Here is a 20,631-nt window from a genome sequence, read left to right on the forward strand (position 1 = left end):
CCGGCCCACTCGCGGCCCGCGGATCCCGAACTGCCGGACGGGGCCACCCGAAAGGGGACCCCGCCCGGCAGAGGGCGAGCTACACGTCCGCGGCGCGAGCCTTCAGCGCCCGCTCCACACCCGCACGGGACTCCGTCACCAGCCGCCGCAGCGCCGCGTTCGGCTCCGCGGAGGCCAGCCACGCGTCCGTCGCGTCCAGCGTGGCCTGCTCGATCTGCAGCGAGGGGTACAGGCCCGTGGCGATCTGCTGCGCCATCTCGTGCGAGCGGGAGTCCCACGCGCCCTTCACCGAGGCGAAGAACTTCTCCGTGTAGGAGGCGAGGAGTTCACGCTGGTCGGTCTGGACGAAGCCGCCGATCACCGCCTCCTGGATCGCGTTGGGCAGCGTGTCGGACTCGACGACCGACGCCCACGCCGCGGCCTTGGCCTCCTCGGTCGGCCGCGCCGCACGCGCGTACGCCGCGTGCCGCTCGCCCGCCGCGGTCTTGTCCCGCGCCAGCTCCGCGGCGATGCCCGCCTCGTCGAGCCGGCCCGTCGCCGCGAGCCGCGCGACGAACGCCCAGCGCAGCTCCGTGTCGACCGCGAGCCCCTCGACCGACTCCGAGCCGTCGAGGAGGCCTTCGAGCAGGGCCAGGTCGGCGTCCGTACGGGCCGTCGCCGCGAACGCGCGCGCCCACGCCAGCTGGTGGTCGCCGCCCGGCTCGGCGGCCCGCAGGTGCTCCAGCGTCGCCGCCGTCCAGCGGGCCAGCGCCTCGTCCCGGCCCGCCGGGGCCGCGTACAGGTCGAGGGAGAGCTTCACCTGGCGGTGCAGCGACTGCACGACGCCGATGTCGGACTCCTTGCCGATGCCCGAGAGGACCAGGGCGAGGTAGGCGCGCGTCGGCAGCTCCGCGTCGCGCGTCATGTCCCACGCCGACGCCCAGCACAGCGCCCGCGGCAGCGAGGCCTCGAAGTCGCCGATGTGCTCGGTGACGAAGGCCAGCGACTCGCTGTCCAGGCGGACCTTCGCGTACGAGAGGTCGTCGTCGTTGAGCAGGATGACCGCCGGGCGGGCCTTGCCGACCAGGGCCTCCACGGCCGTCAGCTCGCCGTCGACGTCCAGCTCCACGCGGTCGGTGCGGACCAGCTTGCCGGACGCGTCGTCCAGGTCGTAGAAGCCGATGGCGATGCGGTGCGGGCGCAGCGTCGACTCGCCCTTGGCGCCCTCGGGCAGCGCCGGGGCCTCCTGCTTGACCGCGAAGGACGTGATGACGCCGCGCGTGTCGACGTCCACGACCGGCCGCAGCACGTTGATGCCGGCCGTCTCCAGCCACTTCTTCGACCAGGTCTTCAGGTCGCGGCCGCTGGTCTCCTCCAGCGCGCCGAGCAGGTCGGACAGGCGCGTGTTGCCGAACGCGTGCCGCTTGAAGTACGCCTGCACGCCCTGGAAGAACTCGTCCTGGCCGACGTACGCGACGAGCTGCTTGAGCACCGAGGCGCCCTTGGCGTACGTGATGCCGTCGAAGTTGACCAGGACGTCGTCCAGGTCACGGATGTCGGCCATGATCGGGTGCGTGGACGGCAGCTGGTCCTGGCGGTACGCCCACGTCTTCATGGAGTTGGCGAACGTCGTCCAGGAGTGCGGCCACTTCGAGTCCGGGGCGTACGCCTGGCAGGCGGCCTCGGCGTAGGTGGCGAACGACTCGTTCAGCCACAGGTCGTTCCACCACTCCATGGTGACCAGGTCGCCGAACCACATGTGCGCCAGCTCGTGCAGGATCGTGGCGGCCCGCACCTCGTACGCGGCGTCGGTCACCTTCGAGCGGAACACGTACTGGTCGCGGATGGTCACCGCGCCCGCGTTCTCCATCGCGCCCGCGTTGAACTCCGGCACGAAGAGCTGGTCGTACTTCGGGAAGGGGTAGTTGTAGTCGAACTTCTCCTGGAACCAGTCGAAGCCCTGCCGGGTGACCTCGAAGATCGCGTCCGCGTCGAGGAACTCGGCGAGCGAGGGACGGCAGTAGATGCCGAGCGGCACGGACTGCCCGTTCGGGCCTTCGTAGGACGAGTGGACCGCGTGGTACGGGCCGACGATCAGCGCCGTGACGTACGTCGACATGCGCTGCGTCGGCTCGAACGTCCAGACGTCGTCCTTCGGCTCGGGCGTCGGCGAGTTGGAGATCACCGTCCAGCCGCCCGGCGCCTTCACGGTGAACTGGAAGGTGGCCTTCAGGTCCGGCTGCTCGAAGGAGGCGAAGACGCGGCGGGCGTCCGGCACCTCGAACTGCGTGTACAGGTACGCCTGCTGGTCGACCGGGTCGACGAAGCGGTGCAGGCCCTCGCCGGTGTTGGTGTACTCGCAGTCGGCCACGACCCGCAGTTCGTTGGGCCCGGCCTGGAGGTGGCGCAGCGCGATCCGCGAGTCGCGGAAGACGGCGCCCACCTCCAGCGCGTGGCCGTTCAGGACGACCTCGTGGACCGCGGGGGCCACCAGGTCGATGAAGGTCTCCGCGTCCGCCTCGGCGGAGTCGAAGCGCACCGTGGTCACGGACCGGTAGGTGCCGCCCTCCTGCGCGCCGGAGAGGTCGAGATCGATCTCGTACGAGTCAACGGTGAGCAGCTTCGCCCGCTGCTGCGCCTCTTCGCGGGTCAGATTGGTGCCGGGCACGCGGTCATCTCCTCGGAAACGACTTCTGGTCGTCTCTGGTCGTCGTCGGGTCGACGTCGGCACGGCGGGGGCCTGCTGGTCCCGCGCCGGCGCGACAGGTCGTTCTGGTCTCTTCAATTAGGACGTACGGCGGCTTCGGGGGGTGCCACTTGTGGTGTTTCCGGCCATCCTTCCATGCGGCCCGGGATGGCCGCCCGGGCCATTGTTCTCCCGCTGCCGTGCGGTTACGCTCCGCGCGTTCGCACCGGTCCGGGGCGGCCGCAGACCACGGCCACGAGGACGGTCAGGAACCACAGGGGGACGCGGGAGATGCTGGGGAACGAAGCGCTGCCGGGCGGCGCGGGTCCGGCCGCGCGACGGCCATGATCGACGTACTGGTGGCGGGCGCGGGCATCGGCGGGCTCACCACGGCACTGAGTCTGCACGCGGCGGGCATCGAGGTCCGGGTCGTGGACCCCGTCGACGAACTGCGCCCCGTCGGCGTGGGGATCAACCTGCTGCCGCACGCCGTGCGGGAGCTGACCGAGCTGGGGCTCGGCGGCGAGCTCGCCGCGACGGCCGTCGCGCCCGACGAGATGGTCCACTTCGACCGGCACGGCAACCGCATCTGGGCCGAGCCGCGCGGCCGCGCCCTCGGCTACCACTGGCCGCAGTACTCCATCCACCGCGGCGCCCTCCAGTTGCTGCTCCTGGACGCGGTGCGCGACCGGCTCGGCGACCACGCGGTGCGCACCGGGACGGCCTTCGTGCGCCTGGCCGAGCGGGAGGGCCCCGCGCTGCGGGTGATCCTGCGGGACGTGCGGCGCGCCAGGGAGTACGCGGTGCGGGTGCGGGCCCTGGTCGGGGCGGACGGCCTGCACTCGGCGGTGCGGGCCGTGCTGCACCACGGCGAGGGGCCGCCGCTGTGGAACGGCATCCGGATGTGGCGCGGCACCGTGGACTGGCATCCGGTGCTCGGCGGGCGCACGGTCGCCGTCGCGGGCAGCAACGCCACCGCGAAGCTCGTCGTCTACCCGATCTCGCGGCCGGCCCAGGAGCGCGGGCGGGCGCTGCTCAACTGGGTGGCGGAGGTGCGGTTCCCGCTGACGCACCACCACGGCATGGCGGGGCCCGCCGACTGGAACCGCTCGGGGCGGCTCTCCGACGTCCTGCCGCACTACGCGGGGTGGCGCGTCGGCGACCTCGACGTGCCCGCGATGCTGGCCGCCACGCGGCACATCCTGGAGTATCCGATGGTCGACCGGGACCCGCTGGCCCGCTGGGGCCGGGGACCGGTCACCCTGCTCGGCGACGCGGCCCACCCGATGTACCCGGTGGGGTCCAACGGCGGCTCCCAGGCGATCCTCGACGCCCGCGTCCTGGCCCGCTGCCTTGCGCACACCTCGCCGGACCGGGAGGCGGGCCTGCGCGCGTACGAGGAGGTGCGGCGCGACGCGGTCAACGCGATCGTCCTCGCCAACCGCGACATGCCCGCCGACCGCATCCTCCAGGCGGTCGCCGAACGCGCCCCGGACGGCTTCGACCACGTCGAGAACGTCCTGAACCCCGAGGAACTCGCCTTCCTCGACGAGGCGTACCGAAGAACCACGGGAGTGGACGTGGCGGAGCTGAACGGGAGGGGGTCCTGGGGGGTGGGGTGAGGGGAGTGCCGCACCTTCCCGCCGTCCCCGGGAACGCCCCGTCCGAAAGCCGCCAGCGGTCCTCCCGCCCGCGCGCGAGGCTCGGGGCATGAACAGCGCACCGGACACCACCAGCACCCCGCACACCGCCACCGACCGCGTCCCCACCGCCTACACCCCGCTCCCCATCGCCCCCGCCGTCCTCCGGCAGCTCCGCGACGTCGACGACGCCGGGCAGGCCCGCGTGCCGTACGTCGACCACGAGGGCGGCTCCCCGCTGCGGTGCTGTCTGCGGCCCGTCGCCCCCGGTGAGCGCGTCGCCCTCGTCTCGTACGCGCCGCTGCGCCGCTGGGCCGCCGAGACCGGTGCGGCCCCCGGTGCCTACGACGAGCAGGGGCCCGTCTTCATCCACGCCGACCCCTGCGCGGGCCCGGCGCCGGAGCGCGCGGGCTATCCCTTCTCCCGGGCCGGTGCCCAGCGCACGATCCGCCGCTACGACGCCGCCGGACACATCGTCGGGGGCCGCCGCCTGGAGATCCCCGAGGACCAGGAACGGGGCTTCGACGCCGCGTTCGCCGAGGCCTTCGCCGACCCCGAGGTCGCCCTCGTGCACGTGCGCGCCGTCGAGTACGGCTGCTTCCAGTTCGAGGTGCGCAGGCCGGGACCGGCGGGCTAGCCGCGCTCCGCCGCCACCGCCCGCGCGAACTCCCGCACCCGCGCCGTCTCCCCGTCCCGGTGCCAGACCATCCCGAGGACCGAGTCCGGCACCCCGTCGACCGGGACGAAGACGATGTCCCTGCGGCCGTGGTACTCCGCCGTCGGCGTGCACAGCAGCATCGCGCCCCGGTCCGCCGCGACCAGCGTCAGACCCTCCTGGAGCGTGCGGACCGCGGGCGCGGGCGCGCCGGAGGGGGCGTGCGCCTCGCGCCAGTACGCGGGGGCGGGCCCCGCCGCCGAGATCAGCGGAGTCCCCGTCAGCTCCGCCGCCGTCAGCGAGGCGCGCCCCGCGAACGGGTGCCGCACCGACACCGCGACGGTCTGCGGCTCACCGGACAGGACGGGACCGAGCACGAGATCCGGCTCGGCGACCGGGAGCAGCACGATCGCCGCGTCCACGGCACCGGACCGCACCGCGCCGAAGGGGTCCGCGAAGGGAATCTCCACGATCTCCGTCGCGCACCCCGGGTGCCGCTCCTGGAAGACCTCGATGGCCGCCATGAGACGCGCGTCCGCGGTCCCCTGGAAACCGATCCTCAGCGTGCCCTCGACGCCCCGCGCCGCCGTCCTCGCCCGCTCCACGACCGAGGTCAACTCCTCGTACGAAGGCCGCAGTTCGGCGAGAAAACGCTCCCCGAGTGTGGTCAGCCGGACCCTGCGGCTCGTACGCTCCAGCAGGCGCGCGCCGATCCGCCGCTCCAGGGCGGCCAGCAACTGGCTGACGCGGCTCTGCGAGACGTAGAGCCGCTCACCCGCCCGCCCGAAGTGCAGCTCCTCGGCGAGCACCAGGAAACACTCCAGCTCCCGGATCTCCAGTCCGTTCCCCGGTCCGCCCATGGCGTGCGTCCCTCTCCCGTGTGCCCGATGTCCCGATCGATCAATCCGGCTCATACAAGGATGAGATCTTCCGCGTTGTTCCCGGGCGGGGACCCCCACAGGGTGGATGCCATGTCTCAGAGCACACAGATACCCGCACGGCAGAGCGCGCCGCCCCGCCCCCGGGGCCGCCTCGCCGTCGCGGCGGTGGCCGTCGCCACCTTCTCCGTCGTCACCACGGAGATGCTCCCCGTCGGACTCCTCACCGCCATGAGCGCGGACCTCGGCGTCTCCGACGGCACCGCGGGCCTCACCGTCACGCTGCCCGGCATCGTCGCGGCGCTCGCGGCCCTGCTGCTCCCCGTCGCCGTGCGCCACGCCGACCGGCGCACGGTGCTGTGCGCGCTGATGGCGCTGCTCGCCGCCGCCAACGTCGCCTCCGCGCTCGCGCCCGCCTTCGGCGTGCTGCTCGTCGCGCGCGTCCTGGTGGGCGTCTGCATCGGCGGCGTCTGGGCCATCGCGGCCGGGCTCGGCGTCCGGCTGGTCCGCGCGCGGTCCGCGGGGCGGGCCACCGCGGTGATCTTCAGCGGGATAGCGGTGGCGTCCGTCGTCGGGGTGCCCGCCGGCACGCTCCTGGGCGAACTGGCCGGCTGGCGCTGGGGGTTCGCGTCCCTGGCCGTGCTCGCCCTCGCCGTCGCGGGGCTGCTCGCCGCGGTCCTGCCGGAGCTGCCCGTCCGCGAGGGGATCAGGCTCGGCGCGTTCGCCGCGCTGCTGCGCATCGGCCGGCTGCGGGCCGGACTCCTCGCCGTCACCCTCCTGGTCACCGGCCACTTCGCCGCGTACACCTATGTGCGCCCCGTCCTGGAACGCGTGCCCGGCATCGGCGCGGGCCTGATCAGCGGGCTGCTCCTCGCCTACGGCGTGGCCGGCATCGTCGGCAACTTCGCGGGCGGCGCCGTCGCGGCCCGCGACCCGCGCAGGGCGCTGCTCGCCATCTGCGCCGTGCTCGGCGCCGTGACGCTCCTGATGGTGCCCGCGGGCGGCTCGCTCGCCGCGTCGGTGGCGCTGCTCGTGGCGTGGGGCCTGGCGTACGGCGGGGTCTCCGTCTCCGCCCAGAACTGGGTGATGGCCGCGGCCCCGCACGCCCGCGACACGGCGTCGGCGCTCTTCGCCGGGGTGTTCAACGTGGCCATAGCGCTCGGCGCCTTCCTCGGCGGCCGGGTCGCGGACGGCGGCGGTCCTGGCGCGGTCCTGTGGCTCGGCGGCGGCCTCGCGGGCCTCGCGCTGGTGGCGGTGGCCTGCGCGAAGGGGGCGGCCACCCGCGAAGGGTGACCGCCCCCTTCCGCGTACGAGGGAAGCGTCCGTCCGGGGTGTCAGCCCTTGAGCTCGGCCGCCACCAGCTCCGCGATCTGGACGGCGTTCAGCGCCGCGCCCTTGCGGAGGTTGTCGTCGGCGATGAAGAACGCCAGGCCGTTCTCGACCGTCTCGTCGCCCCGGATGCGGCCCACGAACGCGTCGTCCTTGCCCGCGGCGGCCAGCGGCGTGGGCACGTCCGTGACGACGACGCCCTCGGCCGAGGAGAGGATCTCGGTGGCGCGCTCGGGGCTGATCGGCCGCGCGAAGCGGGCGTTGACCTGGAGGGAGTGCCCGGTGAAGACCGGCACGCGCACGCAGGTGCCCGAGACCTTGAGCTCCGGGATCTCCAGGATCTTGCGGGACTCGTGGCGCAGCTTCTGCTCCTCGTCGGTCTCGTTCAGACCGTCGTCGACGACGGAGCCCGCCATCGGCAGGACGTTGTACGCGATCGGCGCGACGTACTTGTCCGGCTCGGGGAAGTCCACCGCGGAGCCGTCGTGCGTGAGCTTCGGCGCGTCCTCACCGACCTTCTTGACCTGCTCGAAGAGCTCGTCGACACCGGCGAGACCGGACCCGGAGACGGCCTGGTAGGTGGCGACGACCAGCGCCTCAAGACCGGCCTCGGCGTGCAGCGGCCTGAGGACCGGCATGGCGGCCATCGTCGTGCAGTTCGGGTTGGCGATGATGCCCTTGGGGCGGTCCTTGATCGCGTGCGGGTTCACCTCGGAGACCACCAGCGGCACCTCGGGGTCGCGCCGCCACGCCGAGGAGTTGTCGATCACCACGGCGCCCTGCGAGGCGACCTTCTCGGCGAGGGCCTTGGAGGTGGCGCCGCCGGCCGAGAACAGCACGATGTCCAGGCCCGTGAAGTCGGCCGTCGAGGCGTCCTCGACCGTCACGCCGTCCACGACCGTGCCGGCGCTGCGGGCCGAGGCGAACAGGCGCAGCTCGTCGACGGGGAAGTCCCGCTCGACGAGGATCTTGCGCATGACCTTGCCGACCTGACCGGTGGCTCCGACGATTCCGACCTTCACAGGGACTTCCTCCGTATGTGCGTGGCCCGCGACTGTGCGTCCGGCCTGGTGACCTGGGCCCGGGCTTGCTCCATGATGCGTCTGTCCACGGCCGCCTTGTCCAATCCATTGTCCGAGGTGCGGGACGCCACATTCGTCCGAACGTTTCGGACGCCCCCGGCGTCCTAGGGGAAACGCGGGGACGGGAGGGGCACAGTGCTGCGCAGAAAAGCGCGCCGCGCGCAGGCGGGGACCCGGGGGGCGGATCCCTTGGACGCCGCCCAGGAGGACCGGGTGCGGGCGGTGCTCGCGCTCGGCGGGGTGCCGCACGCCGACCTGCCCGACGGGGTGCAGCAGGTCCGGCTGAAGCTCCTGGAGCGGGCCGCGGACGGCCGCGAGGCCCCGCGCGACGTCTCGGCGTGGGCGGCCGTCGTCGCCTCCAACCTCGCCATGGACTGGCACCGGGCCCGGCGCAGGCAGGAGCGGCTCGGCGAGCGGCTCGCGGTGCTGTGGCGCGAGTCCACCGACGAGGACGGCGCGGAGGCGCGGGCCACCTCGCTCGCCGTCGCCCAGGGCCTCGGCGAGCTGCCGGACGCCCAGCGCCAGGTCGTGGTCCTGCGCTTCTACGCCGACCTGCCGGTACGGGCCATCGCCACGGAACTCGGCATCCCGGAGGGCACGGTCAAGAGCAGACTGCACTCGGCGGTACGGCTCCTGCGGGCCCGGCTGCACGAAGGGGAGGTGGTGTGACCGTGGCCGCCAAGGACAACGACGTCGACGCGCTGATGCTCGCCCTGACGGACGACCCGGTGCCCGACGGGGCCCGCGCCGATCCCGGCTTCGCCGCCGAGCACGCGGCGGCCGTGGCCGACGTCGCCCTGCTCAGGGAGCGTCTCGGCGCCGTGGGCGACGCGCTGGCGGCGCGCCCGGCGCCACCGGCCGAGCCCGTCCCGCTGTGCCCGCCGCGCCGCAGGCGCGACTTCGTGGCCGTGGTGTTCGTCGCGGTCGCCGCCGTGGTGGCGGCGGCGCTGGTGAGCGGGGCGGCCTGGCTGGTCATGGCGGGCGGCCCGACGGCGGGCGACGACTCCGCGGGCGCGGCGAAGGAGGCGGCGCCCGACGAGAGGGCGGGCGGCGGCGCGGACGCGGACCAGAGCCCCGAGGGCTTCGTGGCCTGCTCACGCCTCATCGCCGAGGGGACGGTCACCGAGGTCACCCCGGTCCCGGGAGCGGAGCGCGACCGCATCACGGTCGAGGTGAGCGACTACCTGAAGCCGACGACGGGCCCCGCCACGATCACCTTCCCGATGGTCCACGACGTGGACCCCCGCCTGAAGAAGGGCGACCGCACCCTGATCACCATCCCCAAGGGCGCGGCGGAGCCGGACAACTGGGCGACGGGCAAGGACCGCGCCCCGCTCCGCAAGATGATCACCAAGGCCCTCCCGAAGTCGCAGGACATCCGCTGCGACGGCCGGCCGGGGCCGGGGGACTGAGGGGGAGCGGGGGCCGATCGCGGAAGAGTCCCGCCGGAATGCGCACCAGGGCGACATCCCGACGGGACTCTTCCACGAGGGCCGCCGACCGCGGCGGCCCCGGCCGTTACGGCGTGACCTTCTCCACCTTCACGCTGCCGCTGCCCGCGACCGTGCCGCCCGCGTTCAGCAGGGACACCTCGCCGAACAGCTCGCGGCCCTCGGCGGCCGGGGCCTTGGCCTCGACCTTCGCGTCGACCGCGGCCGTGGCGCCGTTGCCGAGCCGGACCTGCTTCGCGTCGTCGACCGTGACCTTGCCGAGCGCGTCCGAGAAGAAGACGTCACGGTAGTCGTACGTGGTCGAGCCGGACGGCACCGAGTAGCCCGTCACCTCGATCGTGTACGTCCCGGCGGCCGGCTTCGTCAGGCTGACCGACTCCTCCGAGTCGCCCTCCGCCGACGAACCGACGACCTTGCCGTCCTTCTTGACGGCCAGGTCCAGGTCGGCGGCGACGTCCGAGGTCGAGCCGATGGCGACGTCGAGCCGCTCGGCGCCCGCGGGGACGACGACCTCGGTGACCTGGGTCTCGTTCGGCTTGATGGTGGGCTTCGCGGACTTGGCCGAGCCCAGCGAGCCGCCCTTCAGCTTGCCGTCGACGGCCGCGAAGTTGTTCGTGACCTTCCAGGAGACGGGGGCGGCCGAGCCGACCTTCGCCTCCGGGAGCGTCTGCACGGCGGGGTCGAAGGCGACGCCGAGCGCGGCGACGTTCAGCTTGTACGGGTTGTCGAGCAGCGGCGACGTACGGCGCGACTCGACCTCGATCTCCCAGACACCGGCCTGCGGCTCCGCGTACGAACGCAGGTCCGGGCGGCAGGTGTTGGCGGGGTTCTCGTAGTTCGGGTAGCAGACGATCGACGACGTGGAGTCGACCGGGACGCCGTACGGGTGCACCGCGATGAAGCGGGTCTGGCTCTTGTCCTTCAGGCCGCCGAGGGAGACCTCCAGGGACTTGGCGCCCTTGGGGACGGTGACGAAGTAGGACTGCGGGGTGTTGCGCTGCGTCGAGCCGGACGCCGAGAAGGTGTACGCGGGCTTGGCCAGCGGGGTCGAGACGACGACCGTCGTCATGATCTGCTGGTCGACGCCCTCGGTGCGCTCGTCGTCGACGGTGAGGATCGCGCTGTGCAGGCCGGCCGACTTGGCCTTCGCCTGGACCTTGACGGTGACCGGCTTGTTCAGCGGCAGCGTCACGTCGCCCTTGGTGAGCAGCTTGAAGGTGTCCTCGTGGTTGTTGACGAGGTCCAGCTCGTGGCGGACGCCGCGGTCCGGGCCCGAGGTGCGGGTGACCGTCACGTCGTAGGTCCGCTTCTGGCCGGCCTTCAGGCCGCCCTCACGGTCGTAGATGCCGGTGCCGGGCTTCTTCAGCTCCTGCTCCAGGGCGGTGTCGACCGGGGCCTTCACCGTGTAGGTGTGCGCCGTCGCGTCGTCCTCGATGGCCTCCCAGGCGTCGACGACGTCGATGAGGCCGGTGCCCTGGGCGTACGCCTGCTCGCCGCGGATGCGGTCCGCGGTCGAGGTCAGCGCGGTGCGCAGCTTCGCCGGGGTGAGGTCGATCTTCTCCCGCTTCGCGGCGGAGAGGAGGAGGGCCGAGGCGCCCGCGGCCTGCGGGGACGCCATCGAGGTGCCCTGCAGCATCGAGTAGCCGGCGGGCAGCTGGTAGCCGGCCTCGGCGACCGGGGAGCCGGGCAGCCAGGTCTGCGTGGTGTTGATGGCCGAGCCCGGCGCCGAGATGATCGGCGCGAAGCCGCCGTCCTCACGCGGGCCGCGCGAGGAGAACGGCATCATCGCGTACGAACGATCCACCTGGGAGCCGTAGTTGGCGGCCCAGGTCTCCTTGGAGATGGCGGCGCCGACCGAGATGACCTTGTCGGCGAGGCCAGGGTCGCCGATGGTGTTCGCGCCGGGGCCGGAGTTGCCCGCGGAGATCACCAGCTGGACGCCGTAGGTGTCGATGAGCCGCGTGTAGAGCTCGGCGCGCGCGTTGTTGCCGTCGTTGAGGGCAGGGAGGCCGCCGATCGACATGTTCACGATGTCGACGCCGCGCTTGGTGACGAGGTCGATCATGCCCTCGGTGAGCGCGACGTTGGTGCAGCCGCCGGTCCAGGTGCAGGCGCGCGAGGAGACCAGCTTGGCGCCGGGGGCGGCACCGCTCATCCTGCCGCCGAACAGGCCGTTGGCGGCGGTGATGCCCGCGACGTGCGTGCCGTGCTCGGACTCGATGACGCCGATGTTGACGAAGTCGGCCTTCTTGCCGACCCAGTCGCCGCCGTAGGGGTCGGTCGGCACGTCCTTGCGGATCTCGACGACGAACGGGACGCGCTCGACGACGTCGGTCGCCGGGTCGTCCTTGCCGAAGTAGGCGACCTGGTGGTCGTCCTTGTACGGCTTGAGGACCTCGTCGTCGGTGAAGTCGTTGTTGTTGTTCAGGTCGACGCGGACCGTGCCGGCGGCCGGGTCGTACAGGACGCCCCAGCTGTCGGTGGTGTCGCCGTCGCGGTTGATGTCGCCCTTGGCGTCGCCGCCGGTGGTGGCGGACTCGCGGAAGCGGTTGACCTGGAAGGAGCCCGCGGGGGCCTTCCACGTCTCGCTGTCCCAGGCGAAGGTGGGGCCGGTGACCGGGTTGGTCATGCGGCGCCAGGTGCCGTCCTGGTCGACGATCGGGTCGGTGGCGGTGACCCAGTCGGTGATCTTGCGCTCGCCGGTCGTCGTCTTCTGCAGCGCCGGGTGGGCGAGGTCGATGCCCGAGTCGAGGATGCCGATGGTGATGCCCCGGCCGTCGGCCTTCGGGTGCTTCTTCACGAAGTCGACGGCGCCCGTCTCGGCGGACGGGTTGTACGGGTTCTTCGCGGGGGTGTTCTTGTCCGGCCCCGGGTACGTCCCCTTGGCGGCCGGCTTCGCGCCCTTCGCGCGGTCCGCCGCCGGGGTCGGGTCGTCCAGTTCGATCTCGTGGCGCAGATCGATGGCGTGCACGGACGACAGCTTCGCGGCCGACTTGATCGCGGCGTCGGCCTTGGCGGTCGGCACGGTCGCGCGGACGTAGCCGAGCTTGTCGTCGGTGCGGCCCACGGAGCCGCCCTTGACGCCGTCGAGCTGGTCGGCGACCTGCTCGGTGGCGCCGGGCGCGGTGGCGACCATCATCGTGACGGTCTTCTCGCCGTCCGCCTTGGCGTCGGCGAGCAGGTCGGCGTCGGCCGAACCGAGCTTGCCGCCCGCGGACTTGGGGGCGGGCGCGGGGGACTCGTCCGCCGCGAAGGCCAGGGGAGCGGCCCCGGTCGCGCAGAGCGCGGCGGTGAGGCCGACGGCTATCGCGAGACGGGGCGCGCGTCTGGCGCTGGAACTGGATCTGGGCATCGGCATCCCTGTGCGTGAAGGTCGGGAAGGAGGGTCGGTCCGGCCCGGAGACCGGGAAGTTCCGGAATCCGGGGCCGGACGACCGCTCAGCCTTACGCAAGTGGCTGCTGTTTGGGGAGAGTTGTCCGAGCTGTGATCGGGGCATGGCGTAATTCCGCCATACGCCATGGCGGACAAGGCGGTGCATAGGGTGACTTGGGCCGGGAACTGTTCCCGGCCCTGTCACGTCTCGCGCGAGCGCGCGTAGTGCCGCGCGGCCTTCGCGCGGTTGCCGCAGGCCGCCATGGAGCACCAGCGGCGGGTGCCGTTGCGCGAGGTGTCGAAGAAGTGCAGGACGCACGCCTCGTGGGCGCAGCCGCGGATCCGGTCGGGCGCGGCGGCCAGGAGGCGGAGGTAGTCGCGCGCCGCGAGCCAGGCCGGGCCCCGGGCCGGGTCCGCGAACTCGGGCTCCTCGCCGGGGCCCCGCGGGGTCAGGGTCGCGCGGATGCGGCCGTGTGCGAGGACCTCGTCGACGCGGGCGGTGCCCACCGGGTCGCCGGGGGAGTCCACGACGGCGGCGAGCGCGTCGCGGGCGCGCAGGGTGTGCTCCAGGGTCGGCCCGTCGGCGGCGAAGCGGGCGTCGAGCCCGTTCGCTCCGAGCCAGACCGCGAGCCCCTCGGTGCCGGTCAGCAGGTCCTGGCGCTCGCCCTCGTGCATCCAGACGGTGTTGAGCAGGTCGAGGGAGAGCGGCTCGCCGACGAGCGGCCGGGGGTCGTGCGGGGGCTGGGCGGCGGGCATGGGGGCTCCCTTCGGTGCTAACCCCTCAAGGTTACGTGACCGGTTGACGGCGTCCGCGCCTAACCTTTAATGTCGTGTTGAAAGGTTAGTACGACGACGGATTCCAGGCAGACCAGGGGAGAGTCATGACCACGTCCACCGCTCCGCGCACCGGCCACATCGGGCTGAACGTCACCGACCTGGAGCGTTCGCTCGCCTTCTACCGCGACGTCATCGGGTACGGCGTCATCGGCGAGGGCAAGGAGGAGGGCCGCCGCTTCGCCTTCCTCGGGGAGGGCGGCCGCCCCGTGCTCACGCTCTGGCAGCAGGCGGACGCCGGGTACGCCCCGGGGCGCGCCGGCCTGCACCACCTCGCCCTGGAGGTCGACACCATCGAGCAGGTCAGGCAGTACGAGAACGCGCTGCGGGAGTACGGCGTGGAGTTCGCGTACGACGGCGTGGTGCCGCACGGCGAGGGTGCGGCGTCCGGCGGGATCTTCTTCCACGACCCGGACGGCACACGCCTGGAGATCTTCGCCGCGTCCGGGGCCGAGGAGGCCGATGCCCCGGTGGAGTCGGCACCGACGTGCGGCTTCTTCTAGGCGCCCCGCAAGAGGCACGGGGAACCGCGCGACACGCCACGACGCACCCGCAGAAGGAGCTCACCGATGACGCCGCACACCGAAACGCGGTCCCCCTACCACCAGGGCTCCCGCACCGTGCAGGACAAGGCCGGCGTGCGCGACCTCGCCGACCACGTGGGCCGCTCGATAGGCCAGGGCATCCGCCCCGTCGCCGCCGCCTTCCTGGAGCTCCAGCCGCTGCTGGTGATCGGCGGCGCGGACGGGACGGGCGCGGTCCACGCCTCGCCGCTCACCGGCGACCCCGGCTTCGTACGGGCCACGGGGCCCCGGCAGATCTCGGTCGCCGGGGCGCCGCGCCCCGGCGACCCCCTCGCCGCCGCCCTCGCCCGCGAGGGCACCCCCGTCGGCACCATCGCCCTGGACCCGCGCACCCGGCGCCGCATGCGCCTCAACGGCCGGGCCCGGCCCACCTCCCGAGGCCTGGCGATCGCCGCCGACCAGGTGTTCTCCAACTGCCCGAAGTACCTCCAGAAGCGGGAGCTGTACGAGGGGCGGCGGCCGGAGGGGCCCGGCGAGCCCGTGCGCGGCACGCGGCTCACCGACGGGCAGCGCGCGTTCGTCGCCGCCGCCGACACCTTCTTCCTCGCCACCGTCCACGCCCGCGGCGCCGACGCCAGCCACCGCGGCGGCAACCCCGGCTTCGTGCGCGTCACCTCGCCGTACACCCTGGAATGGGACGACTTCCCGGGCAACGCGATGTTCCTCAGCCTCGGCAACCTCGTCGAGGACCCCCGCGCCGGACTCCTCTTCCTCGACTGGACGACGGGCACGTCCCTCCAGCTCACCGGCACGGCCCGCACGCTGCACGCGGCCGACGGCTCGCGCACGGTCCGGTTCGACCTCGCGGAGGCGGTCGAGACCCCGCACGCCAGCCCGTGGCGTTGGTCCGACCCCGAGTTCTCCCCTGCCAATCCCGGCAACGGGGACTAGCGTCACCCTGTGCACAAAGAGCTCCGGGTGGCGGCCTACGCCGTATGCGTACGCGACGGGCAGGTGCTGCTGGCCCGCTGGGTCGCCGGTGACGGCAGCAGACGGTGGACGCTGCCCGGCGGCGGCATGGACCACGGCGAGGACCCCTACGACACCGTGATCCGCGAGGCCGACGAGGAGACCGGCTACGTCGTCGAGCCGGTCGCGCTCCTCGGCGTCGACTCGCTGCGCCGCCGCTACCCCCGCAGGCTCGGCGCCGTCGCCGACTTCCACGGGCTGCGGATCGTGTACGAGGGGCGCGTCACCGGCGGCGAACTGCGCCACGAGACGGACGGCTCCACGGACCTCGCGGCCTGGCACCCCCTGGAGGCCGTGCCGGACCTCGACCGCGTCGGCCTCGTCGACATCGGCCTGGAGCTGTGGCGCTCCCGCCCGGCCGACGGACACCGCCACGCCCCGGACACCCCGCACTGAGCTCCCGCCGCCTTCCCTTCCCCGAAAGGTGAACGTGGAGTGACCGCCTCCTCTCCGCCCGGAGAGGGTCGCGTGACCACGCAGGGCACCCGATGATCCACGTACGGTGATCGGCGCCGCCCGTTGCGGTCTCGTTCACGCGCAGGCCACCCCCGATGCCAACGATCCAGTACGAGCGGAGAGTTCACGGGCCGCAGCCGGGCCCGGACCCCCCGCGACCACTGCCGACGCGTTCGCACTCGGGGAGACCGCGCCATGTCGCGCATACGCTCTGTCACCACCGCAACCGCCACGGCCGTAGCGGGCGTCGCCACCGCGACGGCCGCCTCCGCCGCCACCGCCACGGGCCGGCTCGACCGCCGCGCCCTGCTGGCCGCCGCCGGAGCGGTCGGCCTCTCGGCCGGGATCGGCTACGCGCTCGGGCCCGGCGCCGGCTCCGGCAACGCCGCCCCCGCGGGCCGGGCCGCCATCGCGCGCTCCAGGCCCGCCCCCGCCGCGCCCCTCATGCCGTACAAGAACGGCACCACCCTGCTCACCGTCGCCGCCGCCCGCGGCACCTCCGGCTACCGGCGGCTCGGCGACGGGCCCGCCTGGCGGCGCGTCGTGCGCGGCGACCTCGCGGCGGCCAAGGCGGGGCGCGAGGGGCGGCGCACCGCGCTCGCCGCGTTCGTCCAGTTCACCGACCTGCACCTCGTCGACGTACAACACCCCCTGCGGTACGAGTACTTGCGGGCGCAGACCGCGAGCGCCTGGCGGCCCCACGAGTCCCTGTCGGTGGCCGGTGCCGTCTCCCTGGTCGAGCGGGTCAACGCCCTGCGCGGCGCGCCCGCCACCGGCGCGCCCCTGCACTGCGTCGTGACGACCGGCGACAACACCGACAACAACTCGCGGGCCGAACTGGACTGGTTCCTGACGGTGATGAACGGCGGCCGCATCCGCCCCAACACCGGTGACCCGCGCCGCTACGAAGGCGTGCAGTCCAGCGGCCTCACGCTGTACTGGCAGCCCGACGACGCGGTCCGCGACGCCGACAAGAACCTCGGGTTCCCGCGCCTGCACGGCTTCCTCGACGCCGCGATCCGCGAGGTCAACAGCCCCGGCCTCGGGCTGCCCTGGTACTCCACGGTCGGCAACCACGACGCGCTGCCCGGCGGCTGCTGGGCGCCCAGGGACTCCTACCTCTCCGAGTTCGCCGTCGGCGGGAAGAAGCTGATGTCCCTGGACGAGTCGCGGGGCGCGGCCCTGTGGAAGGCCGTCAAGAAGGGCCGCGACCCCAAGGGCGCGCTCTTCAAGGACCTCCTGAAGAGCGAGGCGCGACGCATGCGGTCCATCACGCCGGACGCGTCACGGGCACCCTTCACCCCCGCCGAGTACGTCCGGGCGCACCTGGACCCCGCACACACGGGCCCCGGCCCCGTCGGCCACGGCTACACCCAGGAGAACCTCGCCTCCGCCACCCAGTACTACTCCTTCCGCATCAGCGACGACGTGCTCGGCATCAGCCTCGACACCACCGATCCGGGCGGCCACTACGAGGGGTCGCTGGGGACCTCGCAACTGCGCTGGCTGGAGCGGGAGCTGGCGGCGAACGAGCGGCGGGCCGGCGGTCCCTCGTACGTCGTCGTCCTCAGCCACCACACCAGCAGGACCATGCGGAACCTGCGCCACGACCCGGCGCGGCCCGGCGAGGCCCGGCACGGCGGCGAGGAGGTCGTCGAACTGCTCGGCCGGCACCGCTCCGTCCTCGCCTGGGTCAACGGCCACAGCCACAAGAACGCCATCACCCCGCACCGCACCCCGCACGGCTCCTTCTGGGAGGTCTCCACCGCGTCCCACATCGACTTCCCGCAGCTGGCGCGGGTCGTCGAACTCACCGACAACCACGACGGCACGATCTCCGTCTTCACCACGCTCATCGAGTCCGCCGCCCCGCACCGCACGGATTTCGCCGACCTCTCCCAGACCGGTCTGGCCGCCCTCTACCGCGAGCTGTCCTTCAACGCCCCCGGCGCCAAGCCCACGCTGGGCGGCGAGGCGGGCGACCGGAACACCGAACTCGTCCTGCGCAAGGGCTGAACCGGAAGGCCGGATCCGGCTCAACCCCGGCGTGGCGCTCAACCTCCGCACCGGCCCCCGGGTCCCCTCGGCCGACGACCGTCGGGACGGAAGGGGCAGCACATGGCAGTGCTCAAGCGCGTGAGGCAGTCGAGGGGACGGGCCGGGGTGGCGGCGGCGCTCGCCGTGACGGTGGTGGCGGGCGGTTTCGCGGCCCCCGCGTTCGCCGCGCCGCCGGAGCGGGGCGGCGCGGACGGGCACCGCGCGACGCTGCGCGCGATGCGGGCCGCCCTCAACGAGGACGCGCCCGGCGTGACCGCGCAGGCGAAGGACCGGCGCGGCCCCTGGAACGCCGCCGCGGGCCTCGGCGACCTGGAGCGCAAGACTCCGCGCGGCGAGCACGACCGCTACCGCGTCGGCAGCATCACCAAGACCTTCGTCGCCACCGTGCTCCTCCAGCTGGAGGCCGAGGGCAGACTCGACCTGGACGACACGGTCGGGCGGTGGCTGCCGGGCGTCGTCGAGGGCCACGGCCACGACGGGGACCGGATCACCGTGCGGCAGCTCCTCAACCACACCAGCGGGATCTTCAACGTCACGGCCGACGAGGGATTCCAGCGGACGGTGTTCAGCGAGCAGTTCCTCGAACACCGCTATGACACCTGGACCCCCGAGGAACTGGTCGCCATCGCGATGCGCCACAAGCCGGACTTCGCGCCCGGCACGGCCTGGAGGTACTCCAACACCAACTACGTGCTCGCGGGCATGCTCATCGAGAAGATCACCGGCACGTCGTACGCGCGGCAGATCAGGGAGCGGATCATCGAACCGCTCCACCTGCGCGCCACGAAGGTGCCCGGCACCGATCCGGCCCTGCCGGGCCCCGCCTCACGGGCGTACACCAGGCTCTCCGACGAGCCGGGCGCCCCGCTCCACGACGTGACGGAGCTCAATCCGACCGTCGCGGGCGCGGCCGGTTCGATGATCTCCGACTCGGCGGACCTCAACCGCTTCTACACCGCGCTGCTGCGCGGCCGGCTCCTGCCGAAGAAGCAGCTCGCCGAGATGAAGACGACGGTGCCCCTGGGCGACGACGCGCCGGGCCGGCGGTACGGGCTGGGCATCGAGGCCATCACGACGAGCTGCGGGACGGTCGTGTGGGGGCACGGCGGCGGCATCCACGGCTCGTCGTCGGTGGCGGTCTCGACGGCGGACGGCCGCCATGCGCTGGCGCTCAACTTCAACGGTCCCGGCGGGGACGAGGAGGCGGTGTTCGAGGCGGAGTACTGCGGCTCGTAACGCGGCCCGGCACGCCCGCACGCGGACATGCACAGGGGCGGAACCCGGACCGGTCCGGACTCCGCCCCTGCACTCCCCTCCTGCGAGTGCGGTACCGCGTCCGCGCTATCTCGGCAGCACCACGACGTACGCGGCGGGCTCACGGTCCCCCGAGGCCATCAGCGCGGTCCGCACCACCGCCGCCTGCTGCTCCAGCGCGTCCCTGAGCTTCTTGGGGGTGATGTGTACGACGGTGATGCCGAGCCGCTCCAGGTGCTCGCGCTTACGGGCGTACTCCGACCACGTCGCGTCGTCGTCCTGCCGAAGGCCCTGCCGCGGCGCCCGGGTGTCCAGCTCCACCGCGACGGCCTGGTCGGGCCAGTAGGCGTCGACGCCGCCGAGGTGGGGGCCGCCGGGCAGCCGCAGGTCGACGTTCCACAGCGGGTCGGGCAGACCGTGGTCGGAGACCATCCGGTACAGGCGGCTCTCGGCGATGGCGCGGCCCTCGGCGAGCAGCGAGTCGACGGCGTCGACGACGTGCGGGCGGGTGAGCAGCCGGGCGTGGTTCAACTCCCGCACGATCGCGGCCGGTTCGCAGTGCCCGCCGCGCACCGCCTCGGTGAGCAGCCGGCGCACGACGCCCGCCTCGGCGAGCTGCGCCACCGCGTCGGCGAGGGCGCGCGGCACCGGGGCGACCGGAACTCCCGTGATCTGCTGGGGAGTCGGCAGTGCGTTGCCGCGCACGAGCCGGGTGAATCCGGTGGACCGCAGCCGTCGGGTGCGGGGCACGAGGACGTCGATGTGGTCCAGGGAGAGCAGCGGGGGAGCGGAGGAGAACCGGTGCAGGGCGAGTGCGGCCAGGCCGGTGATCATCGCGTCCGCGTACGGGGCGTGCGGTTCACCCGCGCCGGGCTGGCCGGGGATGCCCTGGGCGGTCCTGGCGGGCGGGCGGCCGGTGTAGAGCAGCGCGCCGTGCAGCCGCTCCTCGCTGGTGGGCGGGCCCGGGTGCAGCAGGTACACGCCCGGCAGGAGCTGCTGCCAGGGGCCGCCGGGGCGGCAGTGGGCGCCGGCCTCGGCGGAGGAGACGCCGTGCTCGCGGAGCTGGGCGGTGCTCAGGACACGGAGCTGGGTGTCGGCGAGGTGGTTCAGGGGGAGCGGGGAGAGCGGGGCGTTGTGGTTCATGACCCGGTCGTTCCCGCGTGCCCTCGGCCCGCTAACCGCTGTTACAGGGCCGTCGACAAACCCGGACAAGGCTGCCCTAAAGTACAGGAGTTCGACTGCCGATGTTTCCTGGCCGCTCGGCCTCGAACATCCGCCCCGTCCCCGGCGCCGGGGGCCCGTGCGGGGGCGGGCCCTGTTTCCTCGGCTTCCGGCCGTGGTGGGTTCGTCCCGCCGCTTCGCGGCGGATGGTCCCCACCCACCCACCCGTTTGCCCCGCGCCG

General features: G+C 73.3%; 16 protein-coding genes. 10 read left to right on the forward strand and 6 right to left on the reverse strand.

Annotated elements, in window-relative coordinates:
• Positions 1 to 79: 79 nt before the first annotated feature.
• Positions 80 to 2,647, reverse strand: coding sequence for an aminopeptidase N (pepN, locus tag AB0L89_RS01010; RefSeq protein ID WP_365132220.1), 2,568 nt, complete (start codon positions 2,645 to 2,647; stop codon positions 80 to 82).
• A gap of 362 nt (positions 2,648 to 3,009) precedes the next feature.
• On the opposite strand from pepN, the gene AB0L89_RS01015 reads away from it, so the two are divergent.
• Positions 3,010 to 4,287 (forward strand): flavin-dependent oxidoreductase, encoded by a 1,278-nt coding sequence (locus AB0L89_RS01015; protein WP_365132223.1) that lies wholly within the window; start codon positions 3,010 to 3,012, stop codon positions 4,285 to 4,287.
• Positions 4,288 to 4,375: 88 nt separating this feature from the next.
• Entirely contained in the window at positions 4,376 to 4,942 is a 567-nt protein-coding gene (locus tag AB0L89_RS01020; RefSeq protein ID WP_365132226.1) for a DUF1203 domain-containing protein, read from the forward strand.
• Here the strand turns inward: AB0L89_RS01020 and AB0L89_RS01025 are convergent.
• Positions 4,939 to 5,820, reverse strand: coding sequence for a LysR family transcriptional regulator (locus tag AB0L89_RS01025; RefSeq protein ID WP_365132229.1), 882 nt, complete (start codon positions 5,818 to 5,820; stop codon positions 4,939 to 4,941). The genes AB0L89_RS01020 and AB0L89_RS01025 overlap by 4 nt on opposite strands.
• A 111-nt stretch (positions 5,821 to 5,931) precedes the next feature.
• On the opposite strand from AB0L89_RS01025, the gene AB0L89_RS01030 reads away from it, so the two are divergent.
• On the forward strand, positions 5,932 to 7,131 hold the full coding sequence (locus AB0L89_RS01030) for an MFS transporter (RefSeq protein WP_365132232.1): 1,200 nt from the start codon (positions 5,932 to 5,934) through the stop codon (positions 7,129 to 7,131).
• 41 nt (positions 7,132 to 7,172) lie between these two features.
• On the opposite strand, the gene AB0L89_RS01035 is transcribed toward AB0L89_RS01030, so the two are convergent.
• The gene (locus AB0L89_RS01035; RefSeq protein ID WP_365132235.1) at positions 7,173 to 8,189 is read right to left on the reverse strand and encodes an aspartate-semialdehyde dehydrogenase; all 1,017 of its coding nucleotides are present in this window, start codon (positions 8,187 to 8,189) and stop codon (positions 7,173 to 7,175) included.
• A 195-nt stretch (positions 8,190 to 8,384) separates the two neighbouring features.
• On the opposite strand from AB0L89_RS01035, the gene AB0L89_RS01040 reads away from it, so the two are divergent.
• Positions 8,385 to 8,918, forward strand: coding sequence for a sigma-70 family RNA polymerase sigma factor (locus AB0L89_RS01040; RefSeq protein ID WP_365132238.1), 534 nt, complete (start codon positions 8,385 to 8,387; stop codon positions 8,916 to 8,918).
• Positions 8,915 to 9,661 carry a hypothetical protein gene (locus tag AB0L89_RS01045; RefSeq protein ID WP_365132241.1) on the forward strand — a complete coding sequence of 249 codons (747 nt, stop codon included), beginning with the start codon at positions 8,915 to 8,917 and terminating at the stop codon, positions 9,659 to 9,661. The genes AB0L89_RS01040 and AB0L89_RS01045 overlap by 4 nt, the downstream gene beginning before the upstream one ends.
• Positions 9,662 to 9,767: 106 nt before the next feature.
• On the opposite strand, the gene AB0L89_RS01050 is transcribed toward AB0L89_RS01045, so the two are convergent.
• Positions 9,768 to 13,052 (reverse strand): S8 family serine peptidase, encoded by a 3,285-nt coding sequence (locus tag AB0L89_RS01050; RefSeq protein ID WP_365132244.1) that lies wholly within the window; start codon positions 13,050 to 13,052, stop codon positions 9,768 to 9,770.
• Positions 13,053 to 13,274: 222 nt separating this feature from the next.
• Positions 13,275 to 13,829: a CGNR zinc finger domain-containing protein gene (locus AB0L89_RS01055; protein WP_365132247.1), complete on the reverse strand. Its 555-nt coding sequence runs from the start codon at positions 13,827 to 13,829 to the stop codon at positions 13,275 to 13,277.
• A 125-nt stretch (positions 13,830 to 13,954) separates the two neighbouring features.
• Here AB0L89_RS01055 and AB0L89_RS01060 point away from each other — a divergent pair, with 125 nt between their 5' ends.
• From AB0L89_RS01060 to AB0L89_RS01080, 5 genes are all read left to right on the forward strand, one after another.
• Positions 13,955 to 14,410 carry a VOC family protein gene (locus AB0L89_RS01060; protein ID WP_365132250.1) on the forward strand — a complete coding sequence of 152 codons (456 nt, stop codon included), beginning with the start codon at positions 13,955 to 13,957 and terminating at the stop codon, positions 14,408 to 14,410.
• 66 nt (positions 14,411 to 14,476) lie between these two features.
• The gene (locus AB0L89_RS01065; protein ID WP_365132252.1) at positions 14,477 to 15,382 is read left to right on the forward strand and encodes a pyridoxamine 5'-phosphate oxidase family protein; all 906 of its coding nucleotides are present in this window, start codon (positions 14,477 to 14,479) and stop codon (positions 15,380 to 15,382) included.
• 9 nt (positions 15,383 to 15,391) lie between these two features.
• A complete protein-coding gene (locus AB0L89_RS01070) occupies positions 15,392 to 15,856 on the forward strand; it encodes an NUDIX hydrolase (RefSeq protein ID WP_365132255.1) in 465 nt (154 codons plus the stop codon).
• Positions 15,857 to 16,111: 255 nt separating this feature from the next.
• Positions 16,112 to 17,932 (forward strand): TIGR03767 family metallophosphoesterase, encoded by a 1,821-nt coding sequence (locus AB0L89_RS01075; RefSeq protein WP_365132258.1) that lies wholly within the window; start codon positions 16,112 to 16,114, stop codon positions 17,930 to 17,932.
• A 102-nt stretch (positions 17,933 to 18,034) separates the two neighbouring features.
• Positions 18,035 to 19,210: a serine hydrolase domain-containing protein gene (locus tag AB0L89_RS01080; RefSeq protein ID WP_365132261.1), complete on the forward strand. Its 1,176-nt coding sequence runs from the start codon at positions 18,035 to 18,037 to the stop codon at positions 19,208 to 19,210.
• Positions 19,211 to 19,315: 105 nt separating this feature from the next.
• Here AB0L89_RS01080 and AB0L89_RS01085 read toward each other — a convergent pair whose 3' ends face one another.
• Positions 19,316 to 20,371: a hypothetical protein gene (locus tag AB0L89_RS01085; RefSeq protein ID WP_365132264.1), complete on the reverse strand. Its 1,056-nt coding sequence runs from the start codon at positions 20,369 to 20,371 to the stop codon at positions 19,316 to 19,318.
• Positions 20,372 to 20,631: the final 260 nt, after the last annotated feature.

The organism is Streptomyces sp. NPDC052114 (genome assembly GCF_040680155.1).
In the GTDB taxonomy this organism is placed as follows: Bacteria; Actinomycetota; Actinomycetes; order Streptomycetales; family Streptomycetaceae; genus Streptomyces.

Coding starts and splice junctions, on each gene's coding strand:
- AB0L89_RS01015 (WP_365132223.1), top strand. CDS start 3,010: ATGATCGACGTACTGGTGGCGGGCGCGGGCATCGGCGGGCTCACCACG.
- AB0L89_RS01060 (WP_365132250.1), top strand. CDS start 13,955: ATGACCACGTCCACCGCTCCGCGCACCGGCCACATCGGGCTGAACGTC.
- AB0L89_RS01055 (WP_365132247.1), bottom strand. CDS start 13,829: ATGCCCGCCGCCCAGCCCCCGCACGACCCCCGGCCGCTCGTCGGCGAG.
- AB0L89_RS01065 (WP_365132252.1), top strand. CDS start 14,477: ATGACGCCGCACACCGAAACGCGGTCCCCCTACCACCAGGGCTCCCGC.
- AB0L89_RS01020 (WP_365132226.1), top strand. CDS start 4,376: ATGAACAGCGCACCGGACACCACCAGCACCCCGCACACCGCCACCGAC.
- AB0L89_RS01030 (WP_365132232.1), top strand. CDS start 5,932: ATGTCTCAGAGCACACAGATACCCGCACGGCAGAGCGCGCCGCCCCGC.
- AB0L89_RS01075 (WP_365132258.1), top strand. CDS start 16,112: ATGTCGCGCATACGCTCTGTCACCACCGCAACCGCCACGGCCGTAGCG.
- AB0L89_RS01050 (WP_365132244.1), bottom strand. CDS start 13,052: ATGCCCAGATCCAGTTCCAGCGCCAGACGCGCGCCCCGTCTCGCGATA.
- AB0L89_RS01025 (WP_365132229.1), bottom strand. CDS start 5,820: ATGGGCGGACCGGGGAACGGACTGGAGATCCGGGAGCTGGAGTGTTTC.
- AB0L89_RS01085 (WP_365132264.1), bottom strand. CDS start 20,371: ATGAACCACAACGCCCCGCTCTCCCCGCTCCCCCTGAACCACCTCGCC.
- AB0L89_RS01080 (WP_365132261.1), top strand. CDS start 18,035: ATGGCAGTGCTCAAGCGCGTGAGGCAGTCGAGGGGACGGGCCGGGGTG.